The organism is Paenibacillus montanisoli, from assembly GCF_003268025.1.
Taxonomy (GTDB): Bacteria; Bacillota; Bacilli; order Paenibacillales; family Paenibacillaceae; genus Paenibacillus_Z; species Paenibacillus_Z montanisoli.
Window position 1 is genome coordinate 766,167 of the sequence record NZ_QLUW01000003.1, and the last position, 20,908, is coordinate 787,074.

A 20,908-nucleotide genomic window follows, 5' to 3' on the forward strand; every position below is an offset into this window, starting at 1 on the left:
TGGCTGATTTTAGTATAATTAATACGATTATATACCAATTTAGGAGGACCCACGGATGTTCGATTTTATGTTGTTTTTGCACGTGCTTGGCGCAGCCGGCATGGGGTTTTACCTTGTCCTGCCGCTGATGGTCGGACGCGCATCCAAGCTTGACGGCAGCGGACAAGCTGGCTTGGCAGACGGCCTCGTCACCGCGAACCGCATCGCTCAATATTTTCTCGTCCTGCAGCTGCTGACAGGCGGCTACTTGATGTCGCAAGGTGAGTATAAAGTGATTTGGATGATTATCGTGACCCTGTTGTTCCTCGCAATTGCCGCGCTAGGGGGCATCGTGACGAAGCCGCTGAAACGAATCGCAACCGCCATTCAGAGCGGCGAAAGCGCTTCGGCTCATATCGCTAAAGCCCGTGTGCTTAGCCTGATTATTCTTGTTATTTATGTGGTGATTCTCTATTTCATGAAATATCCGATTAGAGTAACGATGTAGCGAGCGGAGAGAGTTTGACACCGTCAAACTCCCTATATTCATTAGCGGAGAGAGTTTGACTACGTCAAACTCCCTATATTCATTAGCGGGGAGAGTTTGACTACGTCAAACTCCCTATATTCATTAGCGGGGAGAGTTTGACTACGTCAAACTCCCTATATTCATTAGCGGAGAGAGTTTGACTACGTCAAACTCCCTATATTCATTAGCGGAGAGAGTTTGACTACGTCAAACTCCCTATATTCATTAGCGGAGAGAGTTTGACACCGTCAAACTCCCTATATTCATTAGCGGGGAGAGTTTGACTACGTCAAACTCCCTATATTAGGAGGGATACCGTTGACGAAGGCAGTTCCGGAATTATTGACATTTGGGGAAACGATGGCTTTGTTTATGCCGCAGGAACACAAGAGCATCGAAAACGCAGCTACGCTTGAAGTCAGCTTCGGCGGCGCCGAAAGCAATGTCGCCATCGGCGTGGCCCGTCTGGGCGGTTCGGTGGGCTGGTTCGGCGCGTTTGGCGATGACCCTCTCGGCCGTTCCATCCTGAAGCGCATCCGCGGCGAAGGGGTTGACGTGTCGCGCGCCAGTCTGGTTGAAGGGGCGCAGACCGGCATGATGTTCCGCGAGACGGTGGCGGGCAAGCTGACCGTCCATTATTTCCGCAAGCATTCCGCAGCAAGCCAAATGCGGCCGGAGCACCTGGATCTGGACTACATCCGCGGCTGCAAAATACTGCATATCACCGGAATTACTCCGGCGCTAAGCAAGAACTGCCGTGAAACGATCTTTGCCGTCGTTGCCGCAGCCAAAGAAGCCGGCGTTAAAATCTGTTTCGACCCGAATTTGCGTTTGAAGCTGTGGACGATCGAAGAAGCGCGGGAAGTTGTGCTGCCGCTCGCGGCGCAAGCGGATTACTTCCTGCCGGGCTGGGACGAACTGCGGATGCTGTATGACACCGACGATTTCGCCGCTGTGAAGGCGGAGCTGACGAAGCTGTCCGCAATCAGCGTCATCAAAGGCGTCGGCGATACGACGGTCGTCCTTGAAAACGGCCAAGCGTCCGAGGTGCCGTTCTACCCGGTCGAACGGGTAGTCGATACGGTAGGCGCCGGCGATGCGTTCTGTTCCGGATTTCTGACGGGACTGCAGAAGGGCATGACTCCGCTCGAGGCTGTCCGCCTTGGCAGCATTAGCGGCGCGCTTGTCGTGCAAATGCGCGGCGACTGGGAGGCGCTGCCTGACTGGGCGACCGTTGAACGCAGAATGTCGGATAAAGGCTGGGTGGAGCGTTAAATGGCGGACGTGCAATCGTCGAAAGGACAGCGGCGGCGGGAGCAAATGTTGAATGTGCTGAAGCGGCAGGGGCGGATTACGATCCAAGAAGTCGTTGAACGGTTTGGCATTTCAGAGGCTACGGCAAGGCGCGACCTGGAGCTGATGGAGAAATCGGAGCCGGTCATCCGGACGATTGGCGGCGCCATGTATGACGGCATGAACGCGGTGCGGGAGCTTCCGTTCGCGGAGAAGGAAGGGCTGTCCTTTCTGGAGAAGGAACGGATTGCGGCCGCAGCCGCTGGGCTGATCTTCGAAGGGGATGTCGTCGGGCTGTCCGGCGGGACGACGAACTATTATCTGGCCAAGCTGCTCAAAACGCGCAGAGGCATTACCGTAGTTACCAACGCGGTCAATGTCGCGATGGAGCTTGCAGGCAGCGAGATTAACGTAGTCGTGACCGGGGGCATGATGCGGCACAACAGCTTCGAGCTGTGCGGCCCGCTCGGGGAAGGGATGATCGGACAGCTGCACATCGGGAAAATGTTTCTCGGTGTCGATGGCGTATCCTCCACAGGCGGCATTACGACCTATTCCGAGCAGGAGGCGCAAATCGCCAAAGCGATGATTCGCCGTTCGCAAGCGACGTACGCGATGTTCGATCACACGAAGATCGGACGCACCTCGTTGTTCTCGATCGCGCCGCTCGCCGAGCTGCAAGCGTTCATAACGGACCGGCCGCTGCCTCAACAGCTGGCTTCCATCGCGAACAACCTCGGCATCCAAACGGTCATCGCAAACGAGGACCAAGAAGCTTCCGTTTAACTCAAGCAACATCCGCTATGGATTTCGTATCCGAGAGGATGTTGCTTTTTTTTGTTAAAAATATTGCTTCTGATTTTTCTGTTTTTTGCTATACTTGGGATTGTACGAGAACTTGTAAAGGAGAAATGTGACGTGTCTGAAAAGTTGATTATTGGTAACGAATCTCACTCCTATGAAGTTGCAAGAGGCTGGGGCAAGCTCCCTGAGGGAATTGCTTACGGCTATACCCACGGCGTTGTTGTCGATGAAAATGACAACGTTTACGTACATAACACTAGCAAAGATTCGGTCATCGTGTTTGACAAAGAAGGCAATTTCCTGACCTCCTGGGGCGCGGAATTCGAGGGAGGCGCGCACGGCTTCTATCTTCATCGCGACAATGACGGCATCGAATATTTATACTTCGCGGACACGAATCGCGCCTTGGTCGTAAAAACGACGCTTTCCGGCGAAGTGCTGCTGGAGATCGGCTGCCCGGACCGTCCGGATCTGTACGACGCGCAGCGCCGTTACGTACCGACGGACGTGTGCGTTGCGCCTAATGGCGATATTTACGTTTCCGACGGCTACGGCCAGTATCATATCCACCAGTTCGATGCGAAGGGCAGCTATATCCGCTCCTTTGGCGGACGAGGCTCGGAGCCGGGCAAAGTGATCGAGCCGCACGGCATTTCGATCAACCTGCGCGGCGAAGAACCGGAAGTGTATGTGGCCGACCGCAGAAACAGCCGGATTCACGTGTTCACGCTGGAGGGCGAGCATAAGCGCTTCGTGGATCATAACCTCGATCTGCCATGCAGCTTCTATTTCTTCGGCGATGAAGTCTACATTCCGGATCTGGACAGCCGCGTAACGGTGCTCGATAAGAACGACCGCCTGATCACGCATCTCGGCGAAGATCAGCAAGCCTATAAGCAGCAAGGCTGGCCGAACCTGCCGAAATCATACTATCGTCCCGACAAATTCAGCTCGCCGCACGGCGTTTGCGTCGATTCGCAAGGCAACGTGTACGTTGCGGAATGGATCTTTGACGGCCGGATCACGAAGCTGATTAGACAGAAATAGCATTCATAGGAACTTAAAATAAAAATAGGGTTATGCAGCATCGTAAGCCTGCTAAGGCTTCTGCTGCATAACCCTTTTTCGTTTAGCTGCCGTATACAAGCCGACCTTCGACCCATGTATGGCTGACGCCAGTGAACGCCGCATCCGCTAAGACAAGATCGGCCCGTTTACCGATCTCAATGGAGCCGGTAATTTCGTCGATGCCCAGCTGGCGGGCAGGGTTGCCGCTCGCCATCCGGCTGATTTGGGCGGGGCTGAGCCCCGTATGGGTCAGCACGTAACGGAGCGCATCGATCATGGTGAGCGTGCTGCCGGCCAAACTGCCGCCATTGCGGAGCCTTGCAACGCCATTTACCACATCTACGTTCAGTCCGCCGAGCTCGTAATCGCCGTCGCCGAGACCGGCTGCAGCCATTGCGTCGGTAATGAGTATGACTTTATCCGCGGGCTTCGACTTCATAACCAGCGCGATCGCCGCGGGATGGACGTGGTGGCCGTCCGCGATGATTTCGGCATAGATGCGGTCATCCGTCAACACGGCGCCGACCGTTCCGGGCTCGCGGTGGTGGAGGCCGCGCATCGCGTTAAACGTATGTACCGCCTGCGTCAATCCGGCATCCGCCGCGCGGGTGATGTGCGCGTACGTCGCATCGGTATGTCCGCATGCGGCAACGATGCCGCTCTCCGACAAGAAGGCGATCAGCTCGCAAGCCGTTTCCTTCTCCGGCGCCAGCGTGAGCTGCTTAATGAGTCCGGGATACTGTTCGTTCCAGCTTTGCACCCAGTCCAGTCTCGGCGGCGAAATGTAAGCCGGATTCTGGGCGCCTGGCCACAGCTCGCTGATGAACGGCCCTTCCAGATGCACGCCGGCAAGCTGGGCGTAGGGCATCGTTCCTGCGGCATACTCAGCCGTAGCCTTAAGCACAGCTTCGATCGCTGCCTGCGATGCGGTGACGGTGGTCGCCAGCATGCGGGTCGTCCCTTTCGACGCATGAAAGCGCGTAATCGTGTCGTAAGCGTCCCGGCTTGCGTCCATGAAGTCCCCGCCGAAGCCGCCATGAACGTGCATGTCGATGAAACCGGGCAGCAGCCAGCTGCCCTGGCCGTCAACGATGCGCGAGTTCGTATCCTGGGGCGGAATGTACTTTCCTTCGATAATAGCCGTAATGATGCCGTTCTCGACCGAAACGCTTCCATCAATTACCTGGTCACCGACGACGGCCTTCACATTGATTAGATGCCAATTGCGTTCTGCCTCATTCATCCTCTACAATAACCTCCCTGCCTCCCGATCGACCAATACGACTACCTTCTTGTGCGTTTGCAGCAGCGATGCCGGACATTCCGTCGTAATCGGCCCGCGCAGCGCTTTCTTGACGATGCCGGCTTTATCCGCGCCTTTCACGACAAGGACGATCGAGTCTGCTTTCAAAATCGATCCGACGCCCATCGTTATCGCCTTCGTCGGCACCTCGGTGATCGAGTCGAAGAATCGGGCGTTCGCCGTCCGGGTCGCTTCTTCAAGCTCGACGATATGAGTGCCGCCTTGCAGCTCGTCATCAGGCTCGTTAAAGCCGATGTGGCCGTTATGGCCGAGGCCGAGCAGCTGCACGTCAATCGGCTGTTCCGTCAGCATGCGGTCGTAGTGCGAGCATTCCGCCTGCAAATCGCTGACCATGCCGCTAGGCAGGTGAGACTGCCTCCGAGGCAGATCGATATGGTCGAACAGATGCTGTTTCATAAAATGGGCGTAGCTTTGCTCGTGCTCAGGCGAAAGTCCGACGTACTCATCCAGGTTGAATGTCGTCGCATCCTTGAAGGAAACCTCGCCGTTATTATACATCTCTATCATTTTTCCATAAATTCCGATGGGTGTCGAGCCAGTTGCGAGGCCGAGCGTCGCATTCGGTTTTGTTTTTAGGGTATCGGCAAAAATTTGCGCGGCGTAACGGTCAAGCTCGCTAATATCGTCAAAGCATTTCAATTCCATTCGGAAGCGCCCCCCACAGGTTCGTTATGATTTTATTATAAAGGATATCGTCAAAATCGACAATGAAAATGATTGTAAAAATCATTTTAACGAAAATTACAATCATAGATGAGGGTGTTGCGTGCAAACTTGCTCTTGTGCCGCGAAATATGCCATGATGGGTGCAATAGGCAGATGTTAGGGGGAACATAATGATGACGGACAGGCAGCAAGAGGAGCATGTCCAAACCGCGAAAAGAAAAGGAGAGCATATCCGTATTTGCTTAGAGGAGCAAGTTCAGAGCATCGGCACGGAGCCCGGGTTCGAATATTACCGGTTTCGCCATCAAGCGCTGCCGGAGATTGCGTTCCAGGACATCGACACGTCTTCCTCGTTTCTGGGCAAGAAAGTAGCTGCTCCCCTGCTGGTCAGCTCGATGACCGGAGGCACGCCGCAGACGGCTGCCATTAATGAGAGGCTGGCCGAAGCGGCACAGGCGCGGGGCTGGGTCATGGCGCTCGGCTCCATGCGGGCTGCTATCGAGAATGAAGCGCTAGCTTCCACCTTCCAGATTAGAAGACTGGCGCCTTCCGTGCCGGTCATCGCCAATTTAGGCGCGGTTCAACTGAATTACGGTTACGGCGTCGAACAATGCCGCCATGCGGTCGAGTTGGCCGAGGCGGATGCGCTGGTGCTGCATTTAAACAGCTTGCAGGAGGTTTTCCAGCCCGAGGGGAATACGGATTTCAAGGGACTGCTGGAGCGGATTGCCGAGCTTTGCCGCCGGCTGAGCATCCCGGTCGGCGTCAAAGAGGTCGGCTGGGGGATCGACGGCGAGGCTGCGTTAAGGCTAAGCGAAGCCGGGGTCGCTTTCATCGATGTGGCGGGAGCAGGAGGAACGTCGTGGAGCCAAGTGGAAAAATACCGCTCGCGCGACCCGCTGCGCGCCGAAGCAGCTGAGGCGTTCGCCGGTTGGGGGACGCCTACCGCTGTATGCGTCCGAGAGGTTCGGTCCGCGCTGCCGGACATGACGATTATCGCAAGCGGCGGCATGGGCACAGGCGTCGACGCGGCAAAAGCGATCGCGCTGGGAGCGGATCTGGCCGGCTACGGCCGCACGCTGCTAGTAGGCGCGGCCGAAGCGTCCGCCGCCGGCGGCGAGCTTGTCTTGAGTCAGATGGAGCGCATTGAATATGAGCTGCGTACGGCCATGTTTGGCATCGGAGCGGCGAACATCGAAGAGCTGAGGCGAACGAATCGATTGATTCGGATTTAACGATTGGGCGGCCGCATTGGCTAGTGCATCAGACCTGAGCCTTTAATGAAGACCTTAATTTTCATATTTTAATCAACGCCTGCCCGATGAACCTTCTCGAGCAGGCGTTTGGCTTTCGCCGCAACTCGTTCAATTCATTTCTCCTCCATCTCGTTCCGATTTTGATCGCATCCCCCTCGAGGCCCCTCTTTGAATAGCCCGCCGATGATATTTTCAGCTTATCTCACGGAAATCCGGACAGCTTGGCCTAGTATGGTTGTTCAGGATGAAAAATATGCTCTCGCATGCTCGTTTTGCCAGAATGGCGGAGGGTGCAGTACAATAAGAGGCAGTGAAAGCAAGGGCTACGAAAGGGGAAGCATTCGAATGTCAAACTGGTATGAGCGCAGCTTCGGCACTGATTATATGATTGTATACCGGCACCGCAATTGGGATCAGGCGGCGCGCGAGGTGGAAACGATGGCGGGATGGCTGGAGCTGTCCCTCGGCGCGGCCGTGCTCGATATCGGATGCGGAATGGGGCGGCATGCGCTTGCGCTTGCGCAGCTCGGCTATGAGGTAACCGGGATCGATTTATCTGAAGCGCTGCTGCGCATGGCGCGCGAACATAACGCGGAAGAACGGATCAAATCGCTCGTTCAAGGCGATATGCGAGAGCTCCCGTTCGCGGACGATAGCTTCGATGCGACGGTGAACCTGTTCACGTCCTTCGGCTACTTCGAGGATGAGGCCGACAACCGCCGCGTGCTGCGTGAAATCCGGCGCGTTCTGAGGCCGCAAGGCGTTTTTCTGATCGACTTTATGAATCCGGTCTATGTCAAGGAGCATTTGGTGCCGCATTCCGAGCGGACCGATGCGGCAACCGGCCTCCATATTTCGGAACGCCGGACTGCGGCGGACGGATGGGTCGTGAAGCAAATCGAGATCACCGCGCAGGATCATCCGGACGCATGCCGCAGCTATGAGGAACGTGTCCGCTTGTTCCCGCTGTCCTGGTTCGAGCAGGCACTGGCCGAGGCCGGGCTGGAGCTCCAGCGCTGCTATGGCGATTATGAGGGGAACAGCTACGACGAGCAGCGCTCGCCGCGGATGATTTTGAAAGGAAGGGCAGCATCGTGAGCATAAGCAGTGAAGCTTTCATGAATGAATGGCCGGGAGGCATCGTGCAGGTAAAGGTACCTCTGCCGTTCTCGCTCAAATGGGTGAACAGCTACTTGATTCCGGATGAGAACGGGTATCTGCTTGTCGATCCCGGGCTGCATACGGCTGATGCCGTACAAGCCTGGGACTCGGCTCTTGCTGCGAAGTCGATCCGTCTCGGCGATATCCATACCATTCTTCTGACCCACCAGCATCCGGACCATTACGGGTTGGCAGGATGGTTTCAGGAACGGACGGACGCTCCCGTCTATATTTCGGAGCGGTCTTATGCGTATGCGCAGCGCTTATGGGGGGCCGATCAAGGCGCGGATTTCGCGCGCGAGCTGACGAAGCTGTATGCCGAGCACGGCATGCCGCAAGAACGGTTGGTTGAGATTGGGCCTCATTTGACTGGTTTTGTGGAGAAGGTATCGCCTCAGCCGGCCGTTACGTTCTTGGAAGCGGGCGGGTCCATCGACATCGGCGGGACGAATTGGCGCATGATCGATACGCCGGGACACGCGAACGGCCAGCTGTGCTTTTATGAGCCTGTGAAAAAATGGATGCTATGCGGCGACCAAGTGTTACCGAACATTACGCCGAACATCAGCGTCGTGCCCGGGGAAGGCCATGACCAGCTGCAGCAGTTTTTGGATAGTCTGCAGGAGCTGAGCGGCTACGAGGTGGAGCTTGCTTTTCCAGGTCACCGGGACCCATTTACGAACTTTAATGAACGGATCGGTGAGCTCGCTGCCCATCACGAGCGGCGGCTCAATCAGATTGAAGGAATGATTCAAGAAGGAACGCATGCGGGTTATACGTTATGTATGCGGCTCTTCGGCGAACGGATCGCCGGGAATCCGCATAATTTAAGGTTTGCCATGTCAGAGACGCTGGCCCATCTCTACCATCTCGAGCGCCAGGGACGCATCTCCGGAACAATACGCGACGGGCAAGCGCGCTATACGGTGACGCCCGGCGTTTAAGATGAAAAAGCTTCCAACGGTGTTTGGGAAATGGTGTATAATGAATGGGTCACCGCTTGTAGAAAAGGAGCCCGCCGACTATGCAATCCCGTTCTGAATCCCGTCAACTTCAGAAACAGCAGCGCGCTAGGCGAATGAAGCGGCTGTTTGCAATCAACCTGATTCTGCTCCTCATTATCGGAGCGCTAGCGGTCGTGTACGCCGTTCAGCGTCAGGATGGATCGGGCAAACCGAACACGGCCGCCGATCAGGGGACTGCGGCAAATGACGCCGCCAGCGAAACGGAACAAGCGAATACTGACGAGAAGGAATCCGCGTCTGCGGACCATTCGTCCGGCAATCAAGCCGCTGAAGAATCGGGGACGGATTCGTCCGCCGGGAATCAAGGGTCGAATGAGCAGGCGGAGGAAGGTCATCCTTCGGATGACCCGGCTTCAGGCGGCAAAGCCGAAGAAGAGCCTCCCGCAAAGGATGGCGAACAAGGCCAAGACAGCAGCGAAGGCGGTACGGCTGCCGGAACCGCAAGTAAAGTGCGCTTGGCGTTCACGGGCGATGTCTTGCTCGCGGCATCCGTTGAGAAGCTTATGCTTAGCAACGGGTACGATTACCCTTACGAGAAAGTTTTGAATTATTTGAAAGCGCCGGACTTCATGGCTGTTAATCTCGAGACGCCCGTAACTTTGCGAGGCACCCCGGCGAAGAATAAACAATATGTCTATAAGTCCTCTCCGGATGCGCTTCCGGCGTTGAAAGAGGCCGGCATCGACATCGTCAACCTCGCGAACAACCATACGCTGGATCAAGGGGAAGAGGGGCTGTTTGATACGATTGCCCATCTTGACGAGGCCGGCATCCCGAATATGGGCGCAGGCCGCGACGAAATCGAGGCGTTTAAGCCGGTTCTGCTTGAAAAGGGAGGCATAAGCGTCGCTTATGTCGGGTTAACCCGAGTCGTTCCCGTCGCTTCTTGGAAAGCGGGTAAGACTCATCCCGGCTTGGCGGAGACTTACGATTCCACGCGTGCGGTTGCGGCGATTAAACAGGCCGCGAAGCAGGCTGATATCGTCGTCGTCATGGTGCACTGGGGCATTGAACGGGAAGATTGGCCGAATAATGATCAGAAACGGCTGGCGCACGAATATATTGATGCTGGAGCAGATTTGGTTATCGGGTCTCATCCGCATGTGCTTCAAGGCTTTGAATCGTATAAAGGCAAATGGATTGCCTACAGCCTCGGCAATTTTATATTTAGCGGCATGAAGCCGGATAAAACGAAAGATACCGGCGTGCTTGACGCCGCCTGCGACGTGAAAGGCGATTGCTCGCTGAAGTTCCACCCGATGCGCGCTTCGATGTCACAGCCGGCTCCCCTTGCAGGCGAAGAGGGGAAGGCTTTATTAAAACGTCTGTCAAGCATTTCGATGCATGCTGCAGTTGATAAGGCAGGCAACGTTCAGCCGAAGGAGTGAAGGTGATGTTGAATCCGTGTGCCGCACACCGCGGCGCTTCAGGACTGGCGCCGGAAAACACCATGGCTGCATTCCGGGAGGCTCTCGCGTTTCCGTTCGTGCAGTGGATAGAGCTGGATGTCCAGCTGTCCAAGGATGGCGTTCCGGTTGTCATCCACGACGACTCGCTCAGGAGAACGGCGAAGGCCGCCGGACGGGTCCATGAATTTACCGCGGAGCAGCTTGGCAAGTTAGATGCCGGCAGTTGGTTTGACAAGTCGTTTGCAGGGGAAGGCATCCCGACGCTGCAGCAGGTAGCGGATCTGACTGTCGGCCGCTGCCGGCTCAACGTCGAGCTCAAGACGTACGGAGGCCGGTATCCCGGCATCGAGAAGAAAGTCGTTGAGCTGCTGTATAAGAACGGGCTGCAGCATGATTCCGTCATCACTTCGTTCGATAGGGAGGCGCTGCGTACGGTGCGTCAGCTGACGAATGAGGTGCGAACAGGTCTCATATTGGACGCTTCGCCTTGGACGCTGGCAATGGACTTGGAGAAGCTTGGCGCCACGTTCCTCTCCATCGGCTACACGCATGTTTCGAAGCCGTTGTTAGAGACCATGGCTGCGGCTAAAGTCGACGTCATGGCTTGGACGGTCAATGATGCGCCGATGATGAAGCGACTGGCCGGGATGGACGGCTCGCTCATGATCTGCACGAATTACCCCGACCGTTTCGGTCAGGCGAAGAATGAGTTTCAGCCATAGTTCGATCGGCAAAGACCGGCTGGTTTCGCACATGCGTGCGAACCGCCGGTCTTTTATCTATATAGGAATATTCAGCTACAAGATCATTTCGCGGCCCATGTTGGCCATCAGCAGGAGAACGTTCTTGAGATTTCGCTCTCCTCTGATTTTGGCGGTATAATTAATTAGGATACGAAGCAGCTCTTCAGGCGTTCGTTCATTTGCGGCGTTCACATAAGGAACGGCGGCTTCAGTTTATACGGCACTTTCAAGCATGAATCATCGATCGCTCTTTATTTTGACAAAAAGATTGATAGATCGACATAATTATTTACAACGTTCGGTGAAATTCTGCCTCCGGCGATGCAAAATATGGTATGTTATCCATAAGAAAGGAGTCGCGGTTCGCATGATTGATCTATGGGGGAACGAGTTAGGACGAGCTGCGGCAGGTCTCGTTGGAAGTTTGGTTGCCGCGGGGGCCGCCTACCGGGTTCGTTCATTATCCGCTACCGGCGCGGCAGCGGCGCTCGTGATGGGCACCGGCTTTGTTGCGCTTGGCGGGCCGTTTTGGTTCGGCACGCTGCTTGCCTTCTTCGTATCGTCATCGCTCTGGTCCAAGTGGAAGCGAAGGCACCGCAGCAAGCAGGCCGCTGAAGCGAAGTACGCGAAGAGCGGCCGCAGGGACGCCGTTCAGGTATGGGCGAACGGCGGTCTTGGGCTTGTGCTGTGCGCGGGATATGCGCTTTGGCCCGCGGCAGGATGGGCGTATGCGTTCGCGGGCGTCATGGCCGCGGTGAACGCGGATACGTGGGCCACGGAGATCGGCGCGCTCAGCCGCCGAGCTCCGCGGGCCCTGCTCGGCGGCGGGGCGGTGCCGCCGGGCACTAGCGGCGGCGTCACGCCGCTTGGCAGCGCCGCCGCGCTGGCCGGCGCCGCCTTCATCGGCGCCGCCGCGGCGCTGCTGCTCGCCGCGCCGCTGGCGCCGGCGGGCGTCTCGCCCGGCGTGTTGCTCGCCGCCGCGGCTTGCGCCGGCACGGCCGGCGCCTTCGCCGATTCGCTGCTAGGCGCGACCGTGCAAGCGATGTACCGCTGCCGCGTATGCGGCAGCGAGACGGAGCGCGCCGAACACTGCGGCGCCGCTGCCGTGCGGATCCGCGGCTTCGCCGGGATGACCAATGACGCGGTGAACCTCGCGTCTTCGGCCGCGGCCGGCTTGCTGGCGTGGGCCATCGGCTGCGCCTTGGGCTAAGCCCTCGCCGCAGGCGCGGCCTTGCTTAGCCGCACGCTCCACAGGAAGCGTCGGCCTTCGCCGCAGGCGACATATGCCGCTCGCGCCACTCGAGCGGCGGCTCAAGCCGCAGGCGCTGCCTTACTTTGCCTGCGTCCTTTAACCAACCTTAAGGCGAAAAAATCTATCCCTCGCGGCCCGAACAAGGTATAATCATTTTTATTGAATCGATTTTCTGGGCTATCGTGCCTATTAACTGTGTTTATGCAGGTTGACAGCCCGCTAATGGGCTAGTATCCTAACTCTGATAGAAAATATTTACAGAAGTTGAAAATGAAGATGTAAACGAATTCATAGATTTGGGAAGGAGAATGGCTGCACGTGAAGATCTATACGGCGGAATCGCCGACGATTGCGACAACGAGCCAGCCGCTGCTCAGAGCGGTCAATGTGAAACGCGTATTCGGCCGCGGCGACAATTCTGTAACCGCTGTCAAAAATATCAATCTATCGATCAATAAGGGCTCTATGATCGCGTTGAAAGGACGCTCCGGCTCCGGGAAGACGACGCTGCTGAATTTGCTCGCGGCGCTTGACCAGCCGACGGAAGGCGAAGTGTATTTCAACGGCCAGATCGTCTCCCGACTGCCGGAGAAGCAGCGCAGCACATGGCGCAGAACCAACCTTGGCTTGGTGTTCCAAGCATTCGGCCTTATTCCGCTCATGTCGGCTTACGAGAACGTGGAGTTCGGCCTTCGCATCGCGGGAAGCGACGCCAAGCTGCATAAGGAACGCGCCGAGCAGGCACTGGAATGGGTCGGCATGAAATCGCGCATGAAGCACCGCCCGCCCGAGCTCTCCGGGGGAGAGCAGCAGCGCGTCGCCATTGCCAGAGCAATCGCCCACCGGCCGGTACTGCTGCTTGCGGACGAGCCTACGGCAGAGCTGGACAGCCGAATGGGGCTGCAGGTCATTAAAGTATTCCGCGACCTCGTGGAGAACCTGGGCATGACCGTTGTTATGACGACGCACGATCCCGGCATTATGGAGATCGTCGATCATGTTATTGCATTGGAGGATGGAGAGATTGTCTCAGAACCTAACGCCTAAAAAGCGCAGAAGACTGTTTGTCCGGGAGGCTGCCGCCGTCATGGTTGCGGCATCGCTGCTGTCCGGCTGTTCGCTTCTGCCTCAGAAGCAGGTCGTCCTGCAGCCGCCGCTCGTGCAGCCGGCCGCTGAGAAAGTAGATGCCATTGATGTAAAGAAAGCAACCATTGAGCGCAGCTTTACGGGAGCGGCGGTCGTCGCTTCGAGCAAGACCGTGCCGCTCTTTTATAAGGAAGGCGGCCGGTTGAAAGCGCTCCACGTTCAGCTTGGCGATCGAGTGGAAGCGGGCAAAGTCGTAGCCGAGCTCGATCTGGGCGATTTGGACCTGCGCGTCAAGCTGCAGGAGCTAAGTCTTGAACGGGTGCGGATCGAATATAACCGTGCAAGACAAAGCGGCGTTACCGGTACGGAACTGCGGATGAAAGAAATCGATCTGGAGCGCGAGCAGCTGCTTTTGGACAACATGAACGAGCAGTACGAAGCCGCCAAATTAACATCGCCGGTCAGCGGGGTTGTCACCTACGTGGACGCGAAGTCTCCGGGTGATGGCTTGAACGGCTATACGCCGCTTGTTTCGGTATCCGATCCGAAGCAAATTTATTTGGTTTACACGGCTGATGACCCTAAGCTAATTTCCGGCATTCAGCGTGAAATGCCGGTTGATATTACGATTAACGGGAGCAAGTACGAAGGCAAAGTGCTTCAATCGCCTTCGGACGCACCGATTACGCTGAACAAAGAGATCGACGAACGCAACTCGAGACTGCTCTACATTCAAATGAACAAACCCGACGAGTCGATCGAGCTCGGCCAATCGGCCCAAATCCATATCGTGCTGGAGAAGAAGGCAGATGTCGTCGTGATTCCGCGCAGCGGCCTGCGCACGTATTTGGGCCGCACCTACGTGCAGTCGCTTGACGGCGACCGCCGCAAGGAGATCGACGTACAGCCCGGCATCATGACCGCTACCGAAGTAGAAATCGTCAAAGGCTTGGAGCCGGGCATGAAGGTCATACTGAATAACTAATTTCGGCGGATGAGAAGAGAAGAGGTGAAACGATGGCAATATGGACGATGATTTTTCGTAAAATGGCGAAGAATCGTTGGCTGCAGCTAAATTTATGGTTCGGGCTTACGATCTGCGTTGCCCTGTTCAGTTCCATGCCGCTATATTCGCATGCGATCTTGCAGCGTACGTTATTTAAAGAGCTTCAGCAGCTTCAGAAGGATCAAAATATATATCCGGGCTCGCTCCGGGCTTCGACCTCGGTTTCGGGGACGAGAACGTTCGACGAGAATAAATCGTTGATCGCCAAAGCGGACCGATACATGAACGGCGCGCCGCAGCGACTAGGTCTTGATGCGCAGTCCTACATCATAACCCGCGCTACGCAATCGTTCAAGGTTTTGCCGGAGGACGCATCCGAGCGCGAGAAAAAAGAAATGAGCGTGACCGGCAGCATCCGGACCGTGTCCGATATCGAGAAGCGGGTTCGCATCATCGACGGCCGTTTGCCGGATCCTAACCGCAACGACGGCATCTACGAGGCGCTCGTAACCCAAAAGTATATTATCGATCTGAAACGTGACCTGGACCACGTCTTCGTTTACACGAAGAAGGATACAGGCGAGCAGCTGCGCATTATGCCTGTCGGCATCGTGGAGTCCAAACAGGATAATGCGTATGACCAATTCAATGTGGAATCCTACAATTCGTCGTTCTATATTCCATATAAGAAGTTCAATCAGGATTTCATCGAGAATGAAAGCTTGCTGAAAATATCGGTGCTTGCTTGGCAGTACTCGCTGAACTACGAGCAAATGAACATCGACCATATCGATACCTATCTCAGCCAATACAAGGCGATGAACAATTACTTCAACATGCGTCTTGGCATTGCCTCGGTCGACATGCCGGCCAAAAATCCGATCGCCACGTATACGGAGAAGAAAGACAAGCTGGATATCATGCTCTGGTCGCTTTACTCGCCGGTCATGTTCCTGCTGGCCTTTTATCTGTACATGGCCGCGAATCTCATCATCGAGCGGCAGAAGACGGAGATTTCCGTTCTGCGCAGCCGCGGCGCGAGCCGGCTTCAAATTATGTTCGTCTTCCTGACTGAGAGCCTCCTGCTCGGCGCGTTGGCGCTGGCAGTAGGACCATTCATCGGGGTTTATTTTACGAAAATATTAGGGGCTTCGAGCGGCTTCCTGGAGTTCGTGCAGCGTTCCTCGCTCGATGTCGTGCTCAACAGCTCTTCTTATAAGATCGCAGCCGCTGCCGTTGCCGGTTCCATCATTCTCATCCTGATTCCGGCGTTTCTGGCTACGCGCGCTTCCATTGTCGGCCACAAGCAGCAAATGGCGCGGGGAAGCAAAATGTCTTTCTGGCATAAAACGGGCATCGACGTTATTTTGCTGGGCGTTGCCATCTATATGCTCTACGGCTTCAACAAAAGAATGGATGATCTGAAGGCGCTCGCCCTGGATCCGAACGCTATCCAAGTCGAACCGCTGCTGTTCTTTATGCCGGCGCTGTTCTGCCTCGGCACGGGACTCTTGGTGCTCCGCGTTTATCCTTGGCTGATCAAGCTCGTGTTCTGGATTGGCCGCAGATGGTGGACACCGGCATTGTATTCCACCCTTCTGCAGATCAGCCGATCGTCTTCGCAATACTTGACGATTAAGGTGTTCTTGATCATGACGGTCGCGATGGGCCTTTTCAGCGCCAATGCCGCCCGCACGATCAATGGGAACATGGAAGATAAAATCCAATATACGACCGGCTCGGATATCCAATTGTCCGTCCATTGGGATAACGATAAGCCGCCTCCGCCTATGCCGGGTGCTCCTGCGATGGTTAACGCGGATGATAACGGCGCGGCACAAGCGCCGAAGGTGGTTACGTATACGGAGCCTTCGTTCATTACGATGACGGAGCTTGCCGGAGTCGAAACGGCAGCGCGCGTTTTCCGCAAGGATGATGCCAACTTCTCGGTGAACGGCCAGAACGGCGGCACGACGCTGTACGGCATCGATACGTTAGATTTCGGCAAGGTTGCTTGGATGCGCGGCGGTTTGCTCGACTATCCGATCAACAGCTACTTGAATCTGATCGCATCTAATCCGAAAGCGGTGCTCATCTCCAGATCGCTTGCCGACAAGTACCAGGTGAAACCGGGCGATCCGATTTCGGCCAAGTGGGCCGGGCTCGACAGCGCCAACTTCACCGTGTACGGCATAATCGACTACTGGCCGGGCTGGAATCCGCTGCCGCAAACCGGCAACGAGGAAGATCCGAACGTCAGACTTCCGAATTTGATTGTAGGCCATCTCTCTTATATTCAGAATCACCTGGCGCTTGAGCCGTACGAAGTATGGATTAAGCTGAAGGAAGGCGCGACCAGCGCGCTAATCTATGACGATTTGGTGAAGAAGGAAATTCCGGTCGAGAAGCTCGTCGACGCGAATCAGCTTCTGATCCGTTCGAAGAATGACCCGTTCCGCCTGGCGATCAACGGCGTCATGACGCTTGGCTTCGTCATTTCGATGATGATCAGCTTCTTCGGTTTCCTGCTGTTCTGGGTGCTTACGCTGTCGGGAAGAACGCTTCAATTCGGCATTTTGCGGGCGATGGGCATATCGTTTATGCAAATTATCGGTATGCTGCTAAGCGAACAGCTGCTCACATCGGCAGCAGCGATCCTGTTCGGGGTGCTGATCGGCAATGCGGTAAGCAGCCAGTTCGTTCCGCTGTTCCAGCTGTCCTTCAACGCGACGGACCAAGTGCCGCCGTTTGAAATTGTCCGCCAGTTAAGCGATTACGTACAGCTTTACAGCGTCGTCGGCATTATGCTTACGATTGGGCTTGCAGTGCTCGGCATTCGGGTATCGCGTATGAAAATTACGCAGGCGCTGAAGCTTGGGGAGGAATAAGTCATGATTCATTGCGACGGGCTTGTCAAAATATATAAGACGGACGATTTGGAGGTTGTAGCGCTTCAAGGGCTTGACCTCCATGTCGAGTCCGGCGAGCTGATGGCGATCATCGGCAACAGCGGCAGCGGGAAATCGACGCTGCTCAACATGCTGGGGGGGCTCGACCGCCCTTCCGCCGGCAAGCTGCTGGTCGATAACAAGGACTTGCTCAAATTCACCGAGCGCGACTTGGTCAAATATAAGCGCGAAACGGTCGGCTTCGTCTGGCAGAACAACGCGCGCAACCTGATTCCATATTTGACCGCGCTGGAGAACGTGGAGCTTCCTATTCTGCTGAAGGGCCGCAGCAAGCGGCTGCGGGCGCTGGAGCTGCTAGAGGCAGTCGGGCTCAGCCACCGCATCAAGAACCGGCTGAGCGAGCTTTCCGGCGGGGAGCAGCAGCGCGTAGCCATCGCCATTGCGCTGGCGAATGAGCCGAAGCTGCTGCTGGCCGATGAGCCGACCGGCTCGCTCGATACGCGCATGTCCAACCAGATTCTGGACCTGTTCCGGCAGCTGAACCGCAGCATGGGCATTACGATCGTTATCGTTACCCACGACCCGCTGCTGGCCCGGAAGGTGGACCGCGTCGTGGCGATCCGCGACGGGAAAACCTCTTCCGAAATCATCAGGCGTCAATCCTATGCCGAGGAGCTTGCCGCAATTGAAAGCGGCGTAACGATCGAGCCGGAGGAAAGCCACGTGGAGTATGCGGTTATCGATAAGGCAGGGCGATTGCAAATTCCGTCAACCTACCTGCAGACAGATGAATTCAAAGAGAAGAACAAGGTTAGAGTAGAGATGGAAGAGGGCCGGATTATTCTATATCCGCCCGAAGCGAAATAAGGAGTGAACATTGCAATGCCGAAAGTGGTCATTTTGTCCGGAAGTCCGAATCCGGTTTCCCGGCTGAACGGCATGACGGATTACGCGGAGGAGAAGCTGCGCGCCCTCGGCTGGGAAGTGAGCGCCCTGCACGCCGCTTCGCTGCCTGCCGAGGATCTGGTGCTGGCACGCTGGGACAGTCCGGCCATCAAAGCAGCGAATAAGCTCATTGCCGATGCGGATGCGGTTATCGTCGCAAGCCCGGTGTACAAAGCATCTTTCACCGGTGTGTTGAAGACGTATTTGGACTTGCTGCCGCAAACCGGGCTTGAAGGGAAGGTCATTCTTCCGCTCTTCATCGGCGGCACGATCGCTCACCTGCTGACGATCGATTACGCGCTTAAGCCGGTGCTTTCCGCGCTATATGCGCGTCATGTATCCAGTGGCGTTTATGCGGTTGATTCCCAAATTCAGAAGACGGATGAGGGCGGCCTTAAGATCGACGAAGAGCTGCTGCAGCGCTTGGACGCCGCGATCGCTTCCTTCGCCGAAGCCACGGAGCTGTTCGGTTCTCTGCGGAAGCCGTCTCAAGCTTAATTGATAAAGAAAAGAGCAGCCAATCGGCTGCTCTTTTCTTTATATCTTCTTATGAAGTCAGCTGCTCCATTTGTTCGATCAGCTCTTCGAACACGCTCATCGCTTGCTCGATCGGCTCCGGACTCGACATATCGACGCCGGCTTTTTTCAAGATATTGATAGAGAAGTCGCTGCCGCCGCTCTTCAAGAAGCCGAGGTAGCGTTCAACGGCAGGCGCGCCTTCATCGAGAATTTGCTTCGAGAAGCTCGTTGCCGCGGAGAAGCCCGTCGCGTATTTGTACACGTAGAAGCTCGTATAGAAATGCGGGATGCGCGCCCATTCCATTTCGATGTCCTTATCGATAACCATCCCGTCGCCGTAGTAGAGCTTGTTCAGGTCATAGTAGATTTTGCTGAATTCCTGCGGCGTCAACGAATCGCCTGATTCCGCACGCTCGTGGATGATTTTCTCGAACTCGGCGAACATCGTCTGGCGGAACACCGTCGTCCGGAACTGGTCGGCGTAATAAGTCAGCAGATACATTTTCTCCTTCGGATCCGTCGACTTCTTCAGCAAGTAATCCATCAGAAGCGCTTCGTTGAGCGTCGAGGCCACTTCCGCAAGGAAGATCGTATATTGCGCGTCACGGTAATCTTGATTCGTGTCGGAATAGTAGGAGTGAAGCGCGTGGCCCATCTCGTGAGTCAGCGTGAACATGCTGTTCAGGTTGTCTTTATGGTTGAGCAGAACGTACGGATGCGTGCCGTAAGCGCCCCAGCTGTAAGCGCCGCTGCGTTTGCCTTCGTTCTCGTAGACGTCGATCCAGCCTTTGTCGAAGCCTTCCTGCAGCACGGACAAATAAACTTCGCCGAGCGGCTTTAAGCTCTCTTTGACCGTTTTCTTCGCTTCATCGTACGTGATATCCATCTTGAATTCTTCGACGAGCGGCGCGAATAAGTCATACATATGCAGATCATCGAGCTTCAACAGCTTCTTGCGCAGCTCCATGTAACGGTGCATGAGCGGCAGATGCTTGTGAATCGTGCCGATCAGGTTCGTGTACACTTCCTTCGGAATGTTATCGCCGTAGAGCGACATCTCAAGCGCGGAAGGATACTTGCGCGCGCGCGAATAGAACAGGTTCTTCGTCACGTTAGCGCTCAGCGTGGAAGCGATCGTGTTTTTGAGCTTGCCGTAAGTGTCGTACATCGCTTTGAACGCGCCTTCGCGAACGTCGCGGTTTTTGCTTTCGAGGAACTGTATGTACCGGCCATGCGTCAGCTCGATTTCTTCGCCGTTTTCGTCCTTCACCTTAGGGAATTTCAAATCGGCGTTGTTCAACATGCTGAAGACCGTTCCCGGCGTCTGACTGATGTTGCCTACCTGTGCGAGCAGCGCTTCCTCGGACTTCGAGAGCACATGCGCCTTCTGGCGTTTCATCTCTTCGAGCGTATGACGGAATTTCGCCAAATCTTTGTTGGCGATCATCGCTTCCAGCGCTTCATCCGATAGGCTCAGCACCTCCGGCGTAATGAAGGACAGCGCTTCGCCGGTTTCGACGCTCAGCTTCTTCGACTTGTCGGAGAGCGCCTGGAAGGTCGGCTCGGCCGTATCCTCGTGATGCTTCATGTTGGCATACACATAGAGCCGTTCTACTTTAAGCGAAAGCTCGTCCTCCAGCTCGAAGCACGCCTTAAGCTGCGCAGGATCGGCTAATTTGCCTTGGTAGGCTTCGACCTTCTTCATTTCTTCCTTTGCTTGCGCGTATTCCTTGTCCCACGCGGATTGATCCGCAAAAATATCTTCCAGCTGCCAGCGGTGCTCGGCTGCCGTCTCGGAACGCTTTGGTAATTGGCTCATAGGAACCCTCCTCGCATGATGGTTGGTAGATGTGGCGGAATCTGCAGTATGGGGCGCTGCAAGCTGCAAGCCCGTCGTGCTTGCCTGCAGCATGGCGAGCGATAATAGAATCGGC

At 55.8% G+C, this 20,908-nt stretch carries 18 protein-coding genes; 15 read left to right on the top strand and 3 right to left on the bottom strand.

Annotation, left to right across the window (positions count from 1 at the left end; all coding sequences use genetic code 11):
• Positions 1 to 55 precede the first annotated feature (55 nt).
• From DL346_RS19435 to DL346_RS19450, 4 genes are all read left to right on the top strand, one after another.
• Positions 56 to 487 (top strand): hypothetical protein, encoded by a 432-nt coding sequence (locus tag DL346_RS19435; RefSeq protein WP_112883873.1) that lies wholly within the window; start codon positions 56 to 58, stop codon positions 485 to 487.
• A 339-nt stretch (positions 488 to 826) separates the two neighbouring features.
• On the top strand, positions 827 to 1,783 hold the full coding sequence (locus DL346_RS19440) for a sugar kinase (RefSeq protein WP_112883875.1): 957 nt from the start codon (positions 827 to 829) through the stop codon (positions 1,781 to 1,783).
• Positions 1,784 to 2,587 carry a DeoR/GlpR family DNA-binding transcription regulator gene (locus DL346_RS19445; RefSeq protein ID WP_112883877.1) on the top strand — a complete coding sequence of 268 codons (804 nt, stop codon included), beginning with the start codon at positions 1,784 to 1,786 and terminating at the stop codon, positions 2,585 to 2,587.
• Positions 2,588 to 2,719: 132 nt separating this feature from the next.
• Entirely contained in the window at positions 2,720 to 3,652 is a 933-nt protein-coding gene (locus tag DL346_RS19450) for an NHL repeat-containing protein (RefSeq protein ID WP_165822579.1), read from the top strand.
• An 82-nt stretch (positions 3,653 to 3,734) separates the two neighbouring features.
• On the opposite strand, the gene nagA is transcribed toward DL346_RS19450, so the two are convergent.
• Together nagA and nagB are read right to left on the bottom strand one after the other, a co-directional pair.
• Positions 3,735 to 4,916 (bottom strand): N-acetylglucosamine-6-phosphate deacetylase, encoded by a 1,182-nt coding sequence (nagA, locus tag DL346_RS19455; protein WP_112883881.1) that lies wholly within the window; start codon positions 4,914 to 4,916, stop codon positions 3,735 to 3,737.
• 3 nt (positions 4,917 to 4,919) lie between these two features.
• A complete protein-coding gene (gene nagB / locus DL346_RS19460) occupies positions 4,920 to 5,642 on the bottom strand; it encodes a glucosamine-6-phosphate deaminase (protein ID WP_112883883.1) in 723 nt (240 codons plus the stop codon).
• Positions 5,643 to 5,836: 194 nt separating this feature from the next.
• Here nagB and fni point away from each other — a divergent pair, with 194 nt between their 5' ends.
• From fni to ssuE, 11 genes are all read left to right on the top strand, one after another.
• Entirely contained in the window at positions 5,837 to 6,898 is a 1,062-nt protein-coding gene (gene fni, locus DL346_RS19465) for a type 2 isopentenyl-diphosphate Delta-isomerase (protein ID WP_112883885.1), read from the top strand.
• A 366-nt stretch (positions 6,899 to 7,264) separates the two neighbouring features.
• A complete protein-coding gene (locus DL346_RS19470; protein ID WP_206098550.1) occupies positions 7,265 to 8,017 on the top strand; it encodes a class I SAM-dependent methyltransferase in 753 nt (250 codons plus the stop codon).
• Positions 8,014 to 9,024: an MBL fold metallo-hydrolase gene (locus DL346_RS19475; RefSeq protein ID WP_240633296.1), complete on the top strand. Its 1,011-nt coding sequence runs from the start codon at positions 8,014 to 8,016 to the stop codon at positions 9,022 to 9,024. The genes DL346_RS19470 and DL346_RS19475 overlap by 4 nt, the downstream gene beginning before the upstream one ends.
• A gap of 80 nt (positions 9,025 to 9,104) precedes the next feature.
• Complete coding sequence (locus tag DL346_RS19480) at positions 9,105 to 10,493, top strand: CapA family protein (RefSeq protein ID WP_112883887.1); 1,389 nt, start codon at positions 9,105 to 9,107, stop codon at positions 10,491 to 10,493.
• 5 nt (positions 10,494 to 10,498) lie between these two features.
• Positions 10,499 to 11,236: a glycerophosphodiester phosphodiesterase gene (locus tag DL346_RS19485; protein ID WP_112883889.1), complete on the top strand. Its 738-nt coding sequence runs from the start codon at positions 10,499 to 10,501 to the stop codon at positions 11,234 to 11,236.
• A gap of 388 nt (positions 11,237 to 11,624) precedes the next feature.
• Positions 11,625 to 12,467: a DUF92 domain-containing protein gene (locus tag DL346_RS19490; protein WP_112883891.1), complete on the top strand. Its 843-nt coding sequence runs from the start codon at positions 11,625 to 11,627 to the stop codon at positions 12,465 to 12,467.
• Between the two features lie 366 nt (positions 12,468 to 12,833).
• The gene (locus DL346_RS19495) at positions 12,834 to 13,556 is read left to right on the top strand and encodes an ABC transporter ATP-binding protein (protein ID WP_240633320.1); all 723 of its coding nucleotides are present in this window, start codon (positions 12,834 to 12,836) and stop codon (positions 13,554 to 13,556) included.
• Entirely contained in the window at positions 13,534 to 14,580 is a 1,047-nt protein-coding gene (locus tag DL346_RS19500; protein ID WP_165822580.1) for an efflux RND transporter periplasmic adaptor subunit, read from the top strand. Before DL346_RS19495 ends, DL346_RS19500 begins: the two co-directional genes overlap by 23 nt.
• A 32-nt stretch (positions 14,581 to 14,612) precedes the next feature.
• Positions 14,613 to 17,489, top strand: a complete 2,877-nt coding sequence (locus tag DL346_RS19505; protein ID WP_112883895.1) for an ABC transporter permease — start codon at positions 14,613 to 14,615, stop codon at positions 17,487 to 17,489.
• A 3-nt stretch (positions 17,490 to 17,492) separates the two neighbouring features.
• Entirely contained in the window at positions 17,493 to 18,377 is an 885-nt protein-coding gene (locus DL346_RS19510) for an ABC transporter ATP-binding protein (RefSeq protein WP_112883897.1), read from the top strand.
• A gap of 15 nt (positions 18,378 to 18,392) precedes the next feature.
• Positions 18,393 to 18,953 (top strand): NADPH-dependent FMN reductase, encoded by a 561-nt coding sequence (ssuE, locus tag DL346_RS19515; protein ID WP_112883899.1) that lies wholly within the window; start codon positions 18,393 to 18,395, stop codon positions 18,951 to 18,953.
• Between the two features lie 49 nt (positions 18,954 to 19,002).
• Here the strand turns inward: ssuE and pepF are convergent, their stop codons facing one another.
• Positions 19,003 to 20,793, bottom strand: a complete 1,791-nt coding sequence (pepF, locus tag DL346_RS19520) for an oligoendopeptidase F (RefSeq protein ID WP_112884104.1) — start codon at positions 20,791 to 20,793, stop codon at positions 19,003 to 19,005.
• Between the last annotated feature and the right edge of the window lie 115 nt (positions 20,794 to 20,908).